The following is a 15,191-nucleotide window of genomic DNA, read 5'->3' on the forward strand; positions in this document are numbered from 1 at the left end:
CCACGGCACCGTTACCTCGCGGGCGACGACGGCGGCCCACTGGCCGGACTTCCGCATCCGGAAGCCGGCCCGCAGGTTGGCGTGCCGGCGCAGCACTCCGTTGACGGCGTCGTGCAGGGCCGCGCGGTCGAGGGCGCCTTCGAGTTCGAAAACGAGTTGGTTGGTGTAGACGTCGGGCGATTCCTCGTCGTAGACGCTGTGGAAGAGGAGGCCTTCCTGGAGCGGCGACAGCGGAAGAATGTCCTCGATGTTACGAGTCTTCTTCTTCACGACAGGTTCTCCCACTCGTCGTCCATGTCCTCGAACTCGTCGATCTCTTCCTGAGTGATGTCGTCCAGGGCGACATCGCTGGGGGTGAGCCCACCGGCGGTGGGGTCGGCGCCGTAGGCGGCGAGGCCGGTGAGGGCCTGGACGTAGAGGTCCGCGAGCCGCTCGACAGCCGGCTGGTCGATGAGCTGCGGACTCCAGGACCAGTTGGCGATCAACTCCAGCCCACGGTCGCCCTGTTGGGCGACGGCGTTGAGGCCGAGTGGGTGGGAGAGGGGAACGTCGGGGCCCTGTCCGGCGATGCCGCCGCCGAGGGGGACCCAGTTCTCGCCGGCTCCCCGGTCGGCGTTCGCCTCGTTGCCGGGGGCGGTGAACCGACCCATGTAGTTGAAGACGATCTCCGGGGTGGGCAGTGGAGCGAGCCGAGCGCGGCCCTCGGGGTCGTGGTAGCGGAGCAGGCCGTAGCCGAGCCCGTCCCCCGGGACCTCGCGCAGCTGCTCCTTGACCCGCTTCACCACCCCGCCCAGCGCGGACGCACCGCCTTGGACCTCACTCCAGGGGACCGCCCCCGGGGCCACCCGCACCGGATAGACAGAGGTGAACCAGCCCACGGTCCGGGAGAGTGCAGCCCCCGCGACAGCCTCCTCATCGCGCCCGTGGCCCTCCAGATCCAGCACCACGGACTCCGGCACCTCAACACCCCGCTCAACACACCAACGCTGGACGGCGAGCCCGAACCCGGCGAGCAACACCTCGTCCACACCCGCCTGGAACAACCCGGGCAACCGCGTCAACACCGTCTCCGTCACCTCGACCGGCACCGGAACGGCGAGGCTGCCGGCGGTGGCGTAGCTGCCCAACTCCGCGCTCCGGGTGCCGAGTACGGAGGTGGTCGCGTGGGCGACCGACTCCCACCAGTCGAGTTCCCCACGCCGAGACGCCACCGAGTCGACCAACCGCCTCGACCACCACCGCAACGAGGAACCCACCGGATCGAGAACGCCCTCACCGGCCTTCCCCGCCCGCACCGCCGCATACGCCTGCGCCAAATCCGGCAACAACACCCGCCAGGACACCCCATCCACCACCAAGTGATGCACCACCCACACCAACAACCCCGACTCCCCAGGCCCCCGATCCAGCCACACCATCCCCCACACCACACCAGCCACCGGATCCAACCCATCCCGCAACCGCACCGCCTCCGACCTGGCGAGGGCAAACAACTGCTCCTCAACCAGCCCGCTGGCATCGACCCGACTCACTCGGTCGGCCACCGGCACCGAACCGACCGGACCCACCTCCGCACCCCAACCGCCATCCCCACCCGTCAACCGCCACCGCAACCCGTCATGCCGATCCACCAACAACCCCACCGCCGCCCGCAGATCACCCAACGACACCCCCGCCGGCACCCGCACCACCTGCGACTGATTAAACGACCCAAAACCACCCCGCTCCACCAACCACAACCCCACCGGCAACAACGGAAAACCACCCACCCCCTCACCATCACCCAACCCCACCCCCACATCCACCGGCACCACCACCCGCGCCAACTCCGCCACCGTCCGCAACTCAAAAATGTCCCGCACCGACAACACCCACCCAGCCCGCCGCGCCCGATTCACCACCTGAATCGACAAAATACTGTCCCCACCCAAATCAAAGAACCCCGCATCAACCGACACCTCCCGCAACCCCAACACCTCAGCAAACAACCCACACAACAACTCCTCCACCACCGAAGACGGACCCCGACCCACCCCCGCCACCACCGCGAAATCCGGCACCGGCAAAGCCCGCCGATCCAACTTCCCATTCACCGTCAACGGCAACCCACCCAACGGCACCACCACCGACGGCACCATGTACTCCGGCAACACCCCCCGCAACTCCACCTCCACATCGGCGAGTCGCTGTTCGAGGTCGGCGACGACGAGCGGGTTGTTGGTGTACTCGGCGAGGTCGGCCCGTGGGATGTCGGCCGCCCGGTAGGCGGGGAGGATCGCCGGCTGGTCGTCGGGCTGGTAGTGCACGTCGAGCGTGCCGGTGTCGCCGTGCGCGGACCAGGTGGGGACGGGGTACCGGCCCACCGCCTCGCCGAGTCGGCAGAGGTCCTCGACGTCGGGGACGGTGGAGACCTCGGTGCGGTCGATGAGCTTGCCGATGGTGTCCTGGTTGGCGCTGCCGCGCAGGGCGCGGGTGAGGCCGAGGTCGCGGGCGATGCGGGCGTTGGGCACGCCGGTGAGCCGGAGCGGGGCGGGGTCGGCGAGCAGCCGCCGCCGCAGCTGGTCGAGGTCGGTGAGGTCGCGGCCCCAGCGCAGCTCAACCACCGGCGTCGGGCCCTGGACTGTCTGACCCTGGACTGTCTGATCCTGGGCTGCCCGGCCCTGGGCCGTTGGGTCCTGGGAGGTGGACTCCTGACGCGTGGGCTCCCGCGGCGTGGGCTCCTGCGGGGCGGGGCCGGTGTGCAGCACCACGTCGTAGCGGTAGCGGGTCAGCTCGTTGTGGTGCCGGCCGCGCTTGACCCGGATGTCGACCGTGCCGAGGCGGTCGGTGTGGTGGTGCTGGAGGGCCACGAAGTAGTCGGGGTGGACGAGGAGTTCGTTCTCGGTGAGCAGCACGCGTTCGACGGCGGCGCGGGCGGCGGAGGCGGGGGCCAGCCGGTCGGCCTGGTTGATCTTGACGGCGGTCTGGAAGCAGCGGGCGAGTCGCTTGTCGCGCACGTCGCCGACGACGATGGAGCCGCCGGGCGCCAGCAGGGTGAGCGCCTTGGTCAGCACGTCGGTCAGGTACTCGGCGCTGGGGAAGTACTGGACGACGGAGTTGAGGACGACGGTGTCGAAGTGGCCGGTCGGCAGGCCCTCGACGTGGTCGGCCGGCCGGACCAGGAGGTGGACGCGCCGGTCCAGGTCGGGGCGGGCGGCGAGTTGGGCGCGGAGGCGGTCGATGGCGGGGGCGGAGAAGTCGGTGCCCCAGTACTCCTCACAGTCGGGGGCGATGCGGGCGAGCAGCAGGCCGCTGCCGACGCCGATCTCCAGGACGCGTCGGGGTTGGAGGGCGGTGACGCGGCGGACGGTGGCGTCGCGCCATTCGCGCATCTCCGGCTCGGGGATGGCCTGTTGGGTGGCTTCGGGGCTGTAGGAGCTGTTCCAGCCGCGGAAGTCGTCGCCGAAGGTGTGCTGTTGGTCGTCGGCGCGGTACAGCTCCTCGTAGACGGTGTGCCAGACGTCGACCTGGTCGTCCTGTTCCTGGGCGCCAGTGCGGGCGGGGGCGGGGACGACGTAGGCGACGAGTTGGTTGCCCGGCTGGTCGTCGCGGACCACGACGGCGGCCTGGGCGATGGTGTCGAGGCGGGTGATGGCGGTCTCGATCTCGCCCAGCTCGATTCGGAAGCCCCGGAGTTTGACCTGGTCGTCGGCGCGGCCGACGAACTCCAGCTGGCCGTCCGCCCGCCAGCGCACCAGGTCGCCGGTGCGGTACATCCGCCGCCCGGCGTCGGCGGGGAACGGGCAGGCCACGAACCGACCCGCGGTCAGGCCCGGCTGCCCCCAGTAACCGCGAGCCAGCCCGGTGCCGGCGAGGTACAACTCCCCCACCACACCGACCGGCACCGGCCGCAACCGCCCGTCCAACACGTAGGCCCGGGTGTTGTCCAGGGGGGCGCCGATCGGTACTCGGGTGCCGGGCGCGATGGTGGCGGGTACGGGGTAGCTGGTGGCGAAGGTGGTGGTCTCGGTCGGCCCGTATCCGTCGACGAGTTTCAGGTCGGGGCAGGCCTGGGCCACCCGGGCCAGCGCGGCGGCCGAGACCGCCTCGCCGCCGGTCCACAACTCGCGCAGGCCGCACAGCCGTTCGGGGGCCTCCTCGGCCATGACGTGGAAGAGCGCCGCCGTCACCCAGAGGCTGGTCACCCGGTGGCGTTCGATGGTGCGGCCGAGGACGGCCACGTCGATGTCGCCTGGCGGGGCGATGACGATCCGGCCGCCGGCCAGCAGCGGCACCCAGGTCTCGAACGTCGAGGCGTCGAAGGACTGCGGCGAGTGCAACAGGACCCGCTCGTGGGAGCCACCGAGCCAGGCCCGGTCCGCCGCGAGGTCCAACACGTTCCGCTGGGTGACCGCCACCCCCTTCGGGGTGCCCGTCGAACCCGAGGTGTACATCACATAGGCCAGACGATCGGCGACGGGCAGCCCAGAGTCGGCGAGGGGTACGTCCGTGTCCGCCGAGGCGTCCGGCCGGACCACGGCCAGGCCCAGGGCGGCCAGCCCGGCCGCGCCCACCTCGTCCGACACCGCAACCCGGGCCCCGGTGTCCGCCACGATGAACCGCAGCCGCTCAACTGGCAGACCCGCCGAGACCGGCACATACACCCCACCCGCCTTCACCACCGCCAGCACCGCCACCACCGCGTCCACCCCACGCGGCAGCATCAGCAGGACGCGGGCGCCGGGCTGGACGCCGGCGGCCCGCAGGGCGCCGGCCAGCCGGTCGGCCCGGGCGGCCAGCTGCCGGTAGGTGACGGACGCGTCGTCGCTGACGACGGCGACGGCGTCCGGGGTGCGGTGGGCGCTGGCGGCGAAGGCGGCGGCCAGGGTCTGGGGCGCGTCGGCGGGCCGCGGGTGTGCGGTCTGGTTCCAGCCCTCGACGACCAGGGCGTGTTCCTCGGCGGCGAGCACCGGGACGTCGCTGAGGGGGGTTTCGGGGGCGGGCACCACGGTGGTCAGGACGCGGAGGAAGCGGGCGATGAACGATTCGGCGGTGGCGCGGTCGAAGAGTTCGGCGGCGTACTCCAGGGTGCAGTCGAAGCCGTCGTGGGCGTCGAGGGGGCCGCGCGGGACGACGAACCAGGAGAGGTCGAACTTGGCGCGGTTGACGCGGGTCTCCAGCGGGCTGGCGTCGGCGCCGGGGAACGAGGTGTGGGCGGCGTCGGCGGCGGCGCCGCCGGCGGTCTGGAAGCCGAGGATCACCTGGAAGAGGGGGTGTCGGGCGGCGGACCTGACCGGGTCCAGGATCTCGACCAGGCGTTCGAACGGCACGTCCTGGTGGCTGTAGGCGTCCAGGTCGGTGCGGCGGACCCGGCCGAGGAGTTCGGCGAAGGTCGGGTCGCCGGACAGGTCGGTCCGCAGGACGAGGGTGTTGACGAAGAAGCCGACCAGGTCCTCCGTCGCCTCGTCGGTGCGGCCGGCGATAGGAGAGCCGATGGGGATGTCCTCGCCCCCGCCGAGCCGGGACAGCAGCACGGCCAGCGCGGCCCGCACCACCATGAACGTGGTCACCCCGTGCCGGGCCGCCAACTCGGCTATCCGGCCGTGCAGTTCGGCGTCGATGGCGAACGGCACCCGGGCGCCCTCGTAGGAGGCCGTCTGCGGCCGGGGCCGGTCGGTGGGGAGCGCCAGCTCCTCCGGCAGGTCGGCGAGTTGCCGGGTCCAGTAGGCGACCTGCCGGGCCAGCGGGCTGGCCGGGTCCTGCTCGTCGCCGAGCGTCTCGCGTTGCCAGAGCGTGTAGTCGACGTAACTCACCGGCAGTGGCGCCCAGTCGGGGGCGTGGCCCGTGGTCCTGGCGGCGTAGGCGAGCGCCACGTCGCGGGCCAGTGGCGCCATCGACCAGCCGTCGCCGGCGATGTGGTGCACCACCAGCACCAGCGCGGACTCGCCCTCGACCAGTTCGGCGCCCGGCGACTCGCCCGTCGGCTCCTCGGTGTGGAAGAGCCAGGCGCGCAGGGGGAGTTCCGCTGCGAGGTCGAAGGGGTGGCGGGCGGCGTCGCGGGCCCGGTCGACCAGCTCGGCCGACGGCACCCTGGCCAGCGACAGCTCGGGGCGGGCCCGGTCCGCCGGCAGCACGAGTTGCCGGGCGCCGTGCTCGTCGTCGGCGAAGATCGTGCGCAGCGCCTCGTGCCGCTCGACGACGTCGGCCAGGGCCAGGCGCAGCGCGCCGACGTCCAGCCGGCCGGTCAGCCGGAGCGCCAGGGGGATGTTGTAGGTGGGGCTGGGCCCCTCCAACTGGTGGAGGAACCAGAGCCGTTGCTGGGCGAACGACACCGGCACCCGGTCCGGCCTCGGCACCACGGGAACCAGCCGCGCCCGGCCGGCCCCGGCGCCGCCAGCGCCGAGCCGGTCGGCGATCCCGGCCACCGTCGGCGACTCGAAGAGGTCCCGCACCGACAGCTCCACGTCCAGCACCGACCGGATACGAGAGACCAGGCGGGTCGCGAGCAACGAGTGCCCACCCAGGTCGAAGAACCCGGCGTCGATGGAGACCTCACCCACGCCCAACACCTCGCCGAACAGCCCGCACAGCACCTCCTCCACCGGAGTGCGTGGCAGGCGGCCGGTGTCCAGACCGGTCAGATCCGGGACGGGCAGGGCACGCCGGTCCAACTTCCCGTTGGGGGTGAGGGGCAGCGCGTCGAGGACGACGATGGCCGAGGGAACCATGTAGTCGGGCAGCGCGGCCCGCAAGCCGTCCAGCAGTGCCGGCACCCGGGCGTCCGGGCCGACCACATAGGCCACCAGGCGGCGGTCGCCCGGCTGGTCCTCGCGCATCACGACGACCGCCCTGGCCACCCCGTCGAGCCCGGCCAGCACGGCCTCGATCTCGCCCAACTCAATGCGGAAGCCGCGGAGTTTGACCTGCTCGTCGGCCCGGCCGACGAACTCCAGCTGCCCATCGGAACGCCACCGCACCACGTCCCCGGTTCGGTACATCCGCGCACCGGGCGCGGCGGCGAACGGGTTGGGGACGAACCGGCCGGCGGTCAGCCCTGGCCGGGCCCGGTAGCCGCGGGCCAGCCCGGCGCCGGCCACGTACAGCTCGCCCGGCACCCCGGCGGGGACCGGTCGCAGGGCGTCGTCCAGCACATAGCCGGCCAGGTCGTCGAGGGGGCGGCCGACGACGCTGGGCGCGCCGTCGGTGGCCTGCTCGGCGGCCAGCTCGTAGAAGCTGACGTGCACGGTGGTCTCGGTGATCCCGTACATGTTGGCCAGCCGCGGGGTGCCCTCCGGGTGCCGCTCGAACCAGCCGGCCAGGCGGCGGAAGTCGAGTGCCTCACCGCCGAACACCACCCAGCGCAGGGCCAGTTCGCTCGACGCCTGAGCCTGCCGGTCGGCGTCGATCAGCGGGTAGAAGGCGGACGGCGTCTGGTTGAGCACGGTGACCCGTTCCCGGGCCAACAGCTCAAGGAACTCGCCCGGCGAACGGGTCACCTCCCGCGGCACCACCACCAGCCGACCGCCGTACAACAGCGCACCCCACAACTCCCAGACGGAGAAGTCGAAAGCGTAGGAGTGGAACAACGTCCACACATCCGAGGCACCGAAGCCGAAGGTGTCCCGGGTGGTGTCGAAGAGCCGGACCACGTTCCGGTGCGGGACCAGCACCCCCTTGGGCCGGCCGGTCGAGCCGGAGGTGTAGATCAGGTAGGCGGGGTGGTCGGGGAGGAGGGCGGTCGGCCGGTCGGCGTCCGTGAGGTTGGTGTCGTCGAGGGTGGTCAACTCCCGGACCGTGGCCGGGTCGTCCAACACCACGGCCGCCCCCGGGAACCGACCCATGTACTCACCCACCGTCACCGTCACCACCGGCGCACTGTCCGCCAACACGAACCCCAACCGCTCATCCGGCGTCTCCGGATCCAACGGCAGATACGCCCCACCCGCCTTCAACACCGCCAACAACGCCACCACCAACTCCACCGAACGCGGCAACACCACCGCCACCACCCGCTCAGGCCCCACCCCACCCGCCACCAACAACCGCGCCAACCGATTCACCCGCGCGTTCAACTCACCATACGAACACCCCACACCCCCACAAACCACCGCCACCCCACCCGACACCCCACCCACCACCGACTCAAACAACCCCACCAACGTCCCACCAGACCCCAACCCCGACCCCACAACAGGCACCGGCACCGGCACCAACACCTCCCGCTCACCGGGGAGCAGGATGTCGAGGTCCCGCACCCGGCGGGCGGGGTCGGCGGCGACGCCGGCCAGCACCCGGGTGAAGCGGCGCGCCAGGGTGGCCGCGGTGTCCGGGTCGAAGAGGTCGGCGCTGAAGCCGAGGGAACCGGTGATGCCGGCCGCCTCGCCCTCCTCGGTGCGGTGTTCGCCGAGCGAGAGGGTGAGGTCGAAGCGGGCGTGGTCGGTGTCGACGCGCTCGCCGCTGGCGGTGAGCCCCGGCAGGTCGAGGGTGCTGGCGTCGCGGTGTTCACCCGCGTTGTTGAAGGCCAACAGGACCTGGAAGAGGGGGTGTCGGGCGAGGGAGCGGGCCGGGTTGAGCACCTCGACGAGGCGCTCGAACGGCACGTCCTGGTGCGCGTACGCGTCCAGGTTGGTACGCCGGACCCGGCCGAGCAACTCGGCGAAGGTCGGGTCCCCGGACAGGTCGGTCCGCAACACCAGTGTGTTGACGAAGAACCCGACCAGGTCCTCCGTCGCCTCGTCCGTACGACCCGCGATCGGCGAACCCAGCGCGATGTCCTCACCCCCGCCGAGCCGGGACAGCAGGGTGGCCAGGGCAGCCTGCACCACCATGAAGACGCTGCACCGGGCGCGGCGGGAGAGCGCCACCAGGGCGCGGTGGGTCTCGGCAGGGATCTCGATCGGTACCCGACCGCCCCTGAAGGTGGCGGCGGCCGGCCGGGGCCGGTCGGCGGGAAGCGGCAACTCGTCAGGCAAGTCGGCGAGTTGCTGCCGCCAGTAGCCGATCTGGCGGGCCAGCACGCTCTCCGGGTCCCGCTCGTCGCCGAGCGTCTCACGCTGCCAGAGGGTGTAGTCGGCGTACTGCACCGGCAGCGGCGACCAGCCGGGCGCGCGACCGCGGGTGCGGGCCGCGTAGGCGCGGGTCAGGTCCCGGCCCAGCCGGTCCCTGGACCAGAGGTCGCTGACGATGTGGTGCACGACGACGACCAGCAGCCACTCGTGCGGCTCCGCCCCTGGTGCGGGCTCCTCTTCCGGGGTCAGCTCCAGCAGCCAGGCGCGCAGCGGCAGGTCGGCGGCGAGGTCGAAGGTGTGCCGGCCGAGCTGGGCCAGCCGGGCCGGCACCTCGGCGGCGGTGACCCGCTCGCGGGCGATGCGCGGTCGGGCCCGGTCGGCGGCGAGGATCACCTGGCGGGCCCCCTGCTCGTCCTCGGCGAAGACGGTGCGCAGCACCTCGTGCCGGGCGACCACGTCGGCCAGCGCCTGCTGGAGCGCGTCGGCGTCCAGCCGGCCGGTCAGCCGGAGCGCCATGGGGATGTTGTAGGTGGGGCTGGGACCCTCCAACTGGTGGAGGAACCAGAGGCGTTCCTGCGCGTAGGAGACGGGCACCCGCTGCGGCCTGGGCTCGACGGCGCGCAGCGGGGCGCGCCCGCGCCCGCCGAGGTCGACCACGCCGGCGACGCCGGCGACGGTGGCGTGGTCGTAGAAGTCCGGGATGGCCAGCTCGACGCCGAGCACCGAGCGGATGCGGGAGACCAGCCGCATGGCGAGCAGCGAGTGGCCGCCCAGCTCCCCGAAGGGGACGTCGATGGAGACCCGGGGCAGGCCGAGGACCTCGGCGAACAGCTCGCAGAGCACCTCCTCGACGGGGGTGCGGGGGCCGCGTCCGCTTTCCGCCAGGGCGTCGAGGTCGGGCGCGGGCAGCGCGTCGCGGTTGAGCTTGCCGTTGGGGGTCAGGGGCAGCGCGTCGAGGACGACGATCGCCGCGGGCACCATGTAGTCGGGCAGTACGGCCCGCAGCCCGTCCAGCAGCGCCGGCACCTGCGCGTCCGGTCCGACCACATAGGCCACCAGCCGCTGGTCCCCCGGCTGGTCCTCCCGAACCACCACCGCCGCCCGGGAAACCCCGTCCAGACCCGCGAGCACGGCCTCGACCTCGCCCAACTCGATCCGGAACCCCCGCAACTTCACCTGATCATCAACCCGCCCCACAAACTCCAACTGACCATCCGCCCGCCACCGCACCACATCCCCAGACCGATACATCCGCGCACCCGGCGTCGTGCTGAACGGATTCGCGACAAAACGCGACGCCGAAAGACCAGGACGCTCCCAATACCCCCGCGCCACACCAGCACCCGCGATATACAACTCACCCACCACACCCGGCGGAACCGGCCGCAACCAACCATCCAACACAAACACCCGCGCATGCGGAAACGGCCGCCCAATCGGCACCGCCCCCACCGGAGTCCCCTCCCCCGGCAAAAGACGAAACTCCGTACAGTTCACCGTCGCCTCACTCGGCCCATAGACATTCGCCACCACCACCGAAGGAAACAACGAACGCCACCGCTCCAACACCTCACCCCGCAACGCCTCACCCCCCACCAACAACAACCCCGACGGCGAAACCGACTTCGGCAACGACTCCAACAACCCCACATGCGAAGGCGTCACCTTCATCAACGAAGGCCCACCACCCCCCACACCCAACCCCACCACCGCGGCCTCCTCCTCCAACCCCGCCAAACACACCGCACCACCCGAAACCAACGGCGTGAACAACCCCGTCACCGTCAAATCAAACGCCACCGAAGAAGGCACCAACGACCACCCACCAGCCACCCCCACATAAGCACCCCGCGCATACCCCACATACGCCCCCAACGACCCACGCGACACCACCACACCCTTAGGCCGACCCGTCGAACCCGACGTATAAACCACATACGCCACCGACGAAGAACCCACGCCCACCTCACCCAAGCCAGCCGGCGAAACAGCCGCCAACTGCCCCACAACCTCCGGATCATCCAGACACACCACCACCCCACCCACACCCAACGACGCCAACCGCCCCGCCTCCGACGACACCGTCAACGTCACCACCGGACGGGAATCCCCCAACACATAACCCACCCGCTCATCCGGATACTCCACATCCACCGGCACATAACCACCCCCCGCCTTCAACACCGCCAACAACCCCACCACCACATCCACCGAACGCGGCAACACCACCCCAACCAACGACTCCACCCCCACCCCCAAACCCACCAACAACCGCGCCAACCGATTCGCCCGCCCATCCAACTCCCCATACGACAACCGCTCACCACCCGAAACAACCGCCACCGCCCCCGGCGAAACCCGCACCCGCTCCTCAAACATCCCCACCACATCCCCCACCGGCGGCACCACCACCGACTCACCACCCCACTCCCCCACCCACCGCGCACGGGCGGCGGCGGACTGGAGTCGGAGGGTGCCGATCGGCTCCTGGGAGCCGTCCGCGAGGTGGCCGAGCACGCGCAGGAAGGTGTCGGCGCACTCCTGGATCTCGTCCCGCCGCCAGACGCTGGGCTGGTAGTTGAACATCAGCTCCAGGCGCTCGCCCGGGATGGCGACCACCCCGATCGGGTAGTGCGAGGCACTGGTGCCCTGGATGTCGCGCAGCCGCAGGTCCGTGCCGGCGAGTTGTTCGCCGAGGACCGAACCGTTGACCGGGTAGTTCTCGAAGGTGAGGGCGGTGTCGAAGAGGGGCGCGTGCCCGGCCCAGCGCTGGATCTCGGTGAGCGGGGTGTGCTGGTACTCCAGCAGGCGCCCCTGTTCCCGGTGTACGCGGACGGCCAGCTCGCGGAGGGTCTCGGCCGGGTCGAGGCGGACCCGGACGGGGGTGGTGTTGATGAAGAGGCCGACCATGGTCTCCACCCCGGCCAGCTCGGGTGGCCGGCCCGAGACGGTGGCACCGAAGACCACGTCGGTCTGCCCGGTCAGCCCGGAGAGCGACAGCGCCCAGACCGACTGGACCAGCGAGTTGAGGGTGACACCCCACGCGCGGGCGCGGGCGTTGAGCGCCGCCGTCAGCGGCTGGTCGGCGGCGACGGTCACCCGCTCGGAGACGACCGTGCCGCCCACCTCGGGGGAGACCAGGGTGGGGCGGACGTCGGCGAGTGCCTCGGTCCAGGCGGCGCGGGCGGCCGCCGCGTCCTGTCGGGCGAGCCAGGCCAGGAAGTCGCGGTAGGGCCGGACCGCGGGCAGTCCGGTGTCGTCCGCACCGCGCGCGTAGAGGGCGAGCACCTCGCGCATCATCAGCGCCGACGACCAGCCGTCCCAGAGGATGTGGTGGTTGGTCAGGACGAACCGGTAGTGCTGGTCGCTCAGTCGGATGAGCAGGCAGCGCAGCAGCGGAGGCCGGGCCAGGTCGAACCTGGCCCAACGGTCGGCCGCCACCAGCCGTTCCGCCTCGGCCTCCGCCTCGGCGGGTGTCCGGTCCCGCAGGTCCACGGCGCGCCACGGAATCTCGACGGTGCGCGGGATGACCTGGACGACGCGGCTGAGGCCCTCGTGGCGGAAGCCGGCGCGCAGGTTGCCGTGGCGGCGCAGCAGGGTCGCGAAGGAGCGGCGGAGCAGCTCGCCGTCGAGCGCGCCTTCCAGGTCGATGGCGAGGCACCGCACATAGAGGTCGGTGCTCTCCTCGTCGTAGACGGCGTGGAAGAGCAGCCCCTCCTGGAGGGAGGAAAGCGGAAGAATGTCCTCGATGTTCCGGTTGGTGTTCACTCGAACATCCCCCACTCCGTGTCAAGAAGGTCGATTTCGTGCTGGTCGAGCAGCGACATGGCGACGTCGCTGGGCGTGAGGCCGCCCGCGTTCGGGTCGTCGGCGTGGGTCGCGAAGCCGGTGAGGGCCTGAAGGTGGTAGTTGGCCAGGCGTTCGAGGTCGGCCCTGCTGACGGCGGCCGGGCTCCAGCTCCAGTAGAGAGTGAGCCGTGGCCCGTGGGGGCCGACCTCGGTCAGGGCGTTGAGGGTCAGCGGGTGGGACAGCGGCACGTCGGGCCGGGGCAGGTCGAGTGGGCCGCCGGGCAGCGGGGCCCAGTCCGTTCCGTCGCCGGTCGCGCCCTCCCGGTCGTCGACGGTGACCCGGCCCAGGTAGTTGAAGGCCAGCTCGCGGGCGGGCAGCGAGGCGAGGCGCGCCCGACCCTCCGGGTCGTGGTGGCGGAGCAGGCCGTAGCCGAGGCCGTCGCCCGGCACCTCGCGGAGCTGTTCCTTGACCCGCTTGACCACGGTGCCCAGTTCGGCGCCGCCGGCCTGGACGCTGCTCCAGGTGATCTCGCCCGGCGCCAGCCGGACCGGGTGCACGCTGGTGAACCAGCCGACGGTGCGGGAGAGTTCGGCACCGGGTACGGCTTCCTCGGCGCGGCCGTGGCCCTCCAGGTCGAGCACCACCGCGGCGGGCGCCCGGCGCTCGCGATCCTCGCACCAGCGGCGGACCGCGAGCGCGAGGGCGGTGAGGAGCAGGTCGTCCACGCCGGCCTGGAAGAGACCGGGCAGCCGGTTGAGCACCGCGTCCGTCACCTCGGCTGGCACCGGGACGGCGAGCTGCTCGGCGTCCGCGTAGGTGCCCCACCGCTGCCGGGCGGCGCCGAGGATGGGGGTGGCGGCGCCGGCGACCGACTCCCACCAGGCGAGTTCCGGGCGCCGGTCGGCGGCCGAGGCCACCAGCCGGCGGGACCACCAGCGCAGCGAGGAGCCGACGGGTTCGAGCGTGTCGGGCCCCGCGGTGCCGGCGCGAACCGCCGCGTGGGCTCGGGCCAGGTCGGGCAGCAGCACCCGCCAGGACACCCCGTCCACCACCAGGTGATGCACCACCCACACCAACAGACCCGGCTCCGCGGCGCCCCGGTCCAGCCAGACCAGCCGCCACAGCACGCCGCCGGCCGGGTCCAGCGCGTCGCGGGCCGGGAGCGCCGCGTCGCTGGCCAACCGGGCCGCCTCGTCGGTCGTCAGGCCGGTGGCGTCCACCCGGGCGATCAGGTCGTCGATCGGCACCGGGGCGGCCGCGCCCACCTCGGCGGCCCGGTCGTCGTCAGAACCCCCGGTGAGCCGCCAGCGCAGCGCGTCGTGCCGGTCCACCAACAGGCCCACGGCCGCGCGTAGTTCGTCCCGGGTCAGGCCGGCCGGTGCGCGCACCGCCTGGGCCTGGGCGAACCGGTGGGTGGCGCCGCCGCGGTCGAGAAGGGCGCGGGCGACGGGGAGCAGCGGGAACGCTCCGACGCCGACATCGTCCGCGTGCGTGGCCTGGTCCGCCACCGGCCTGGCGACCCGGGCGACCCCGGCGGGAGTCCGTTGTTCGAAGATGTCACGGACGGAGACCGCCCAGCCGGCGGACCTGGCGCGGCTGACCACCTGGATGGAGAGGATGCTGTCCCCGCCGAGGTCGAAGAACCCGGCGTCGACCGGGACCTCGGGCAGCCCCAGCACCTCGGCGAAGAGCGCGCACAGCACTTCCTCGGCCGCGCCGGTGGGGGCGCGGTGGCGCCGCTCGGTGAGGTGCTCCGGCTCCGGGGCGGGCAGCGCCGGCCGGTCCACCTTGCCGTTCCTGGTCAGCGGCAGCCGGTCGAGGACCACGACGGCCGAGGGCACCAGGTGGTCGGGGAGCTGGTCGCGGAGTGCGGCGGTGAGCCGGGCGGCGTCCGGGTGGGGCATGCCGTCGGCCGGTGTCAGGTAGGCGACCAGCCGCCGGTGTCCGGGCCGGTCCTCGCGGACCACGACGACCGCCCGGCCGACTTCGTCGATGGCGTTCAACGTGGCCTCGATCTCGCCCAGCTCGATCCGGAAGCCGCGGAGTTTGACCTGGTGGTCGACCCGGCCGACGAACTCCAACCGGCCGTCGGCCCGCCACCGCACCACGTCCCCGGTCCGGTACATCCGGGCGCCCGGCTCGGCGGCGAACGGGTTGGCGACGAACCGGCCGGCGGTCAGCCCGGGTTCGTCCCAGTAGCCGCGCGCCAGCCCGGCGCCGGACAGGTACAACTCGCCCGGCACGCCGGGCGGGACCGGCCGCAGCCAGCCGTCGAGAACGTACCCGCGGACGTGTGGCAGCGGTCGCCCGATGGGGATCGGTCCGGTCGGGGCCGGGTCTCCGGGCTCGATCCGGAACTCGGTGGCGGTGACCGTCGTCTCGGTCGGCCCGTAGTTGTTACCGACCACCGCCTCG

Annotated in this window: 3 protein-coding genes (2 of these 3 running past the window's edge); all 3 read right to left on the minus strand. The window is 72.1% G+C overall.

Features of this window, described 5'->3' with window-relative positions; all coding sequences use genetic code 11:
• Positions 1-270: part of a non-ribosomal peptide synthetase coding region (locus RM844_RS22870; RefSeq protein ID WP_311669225.1), annotated on the minus strand (this coding region is incomplete at its 3' end). 13,453 nt of the annotated region lie to the left of the window's left edge; the window shows 270 of its 13,723 annotated nt.
• Positions 267-12,755, minus strand: coding sequence for a non-ribosomal peptide synthetase (locus RM844_RS22875; RefSeq protein ID WP_311669226.1), 12,489 nt, complete (start codon positions 12,753-12,755; stop codon positions 267-269). The genes RM844_RS22870 and RM844_RS22875, both read right to left, overlap by 4 nt.
• A protein-coding gene (locus RM844_RS22880) for a non-ribosomal peptide synthetase (protein WP_311669227.1) crosses the window boundary here: on the minus strand, positions 12,752-15,191 show its 3' end. The gene runs 13,412 nt beyond the window's last position; only the last 2,440 of its 15,852 coding nucleotides appear in the window; its start codon lies off the right edge, out of view; its stop codon occupies positions 12,752-12,754. Before RM844_RS22880 ends, RM844_RS22875 begins: the two co-directional genes overlap by 4 nt.

It is taken from the genome of Streptomyces chisholmiae (assembly GCF_031845445.1).
GTDB lineage: Bacteria > Actinomycetota > Actinomycetes > Streptomycetales > Streptomycetaceae > Streptomyces > Streptomyces chisholmiae.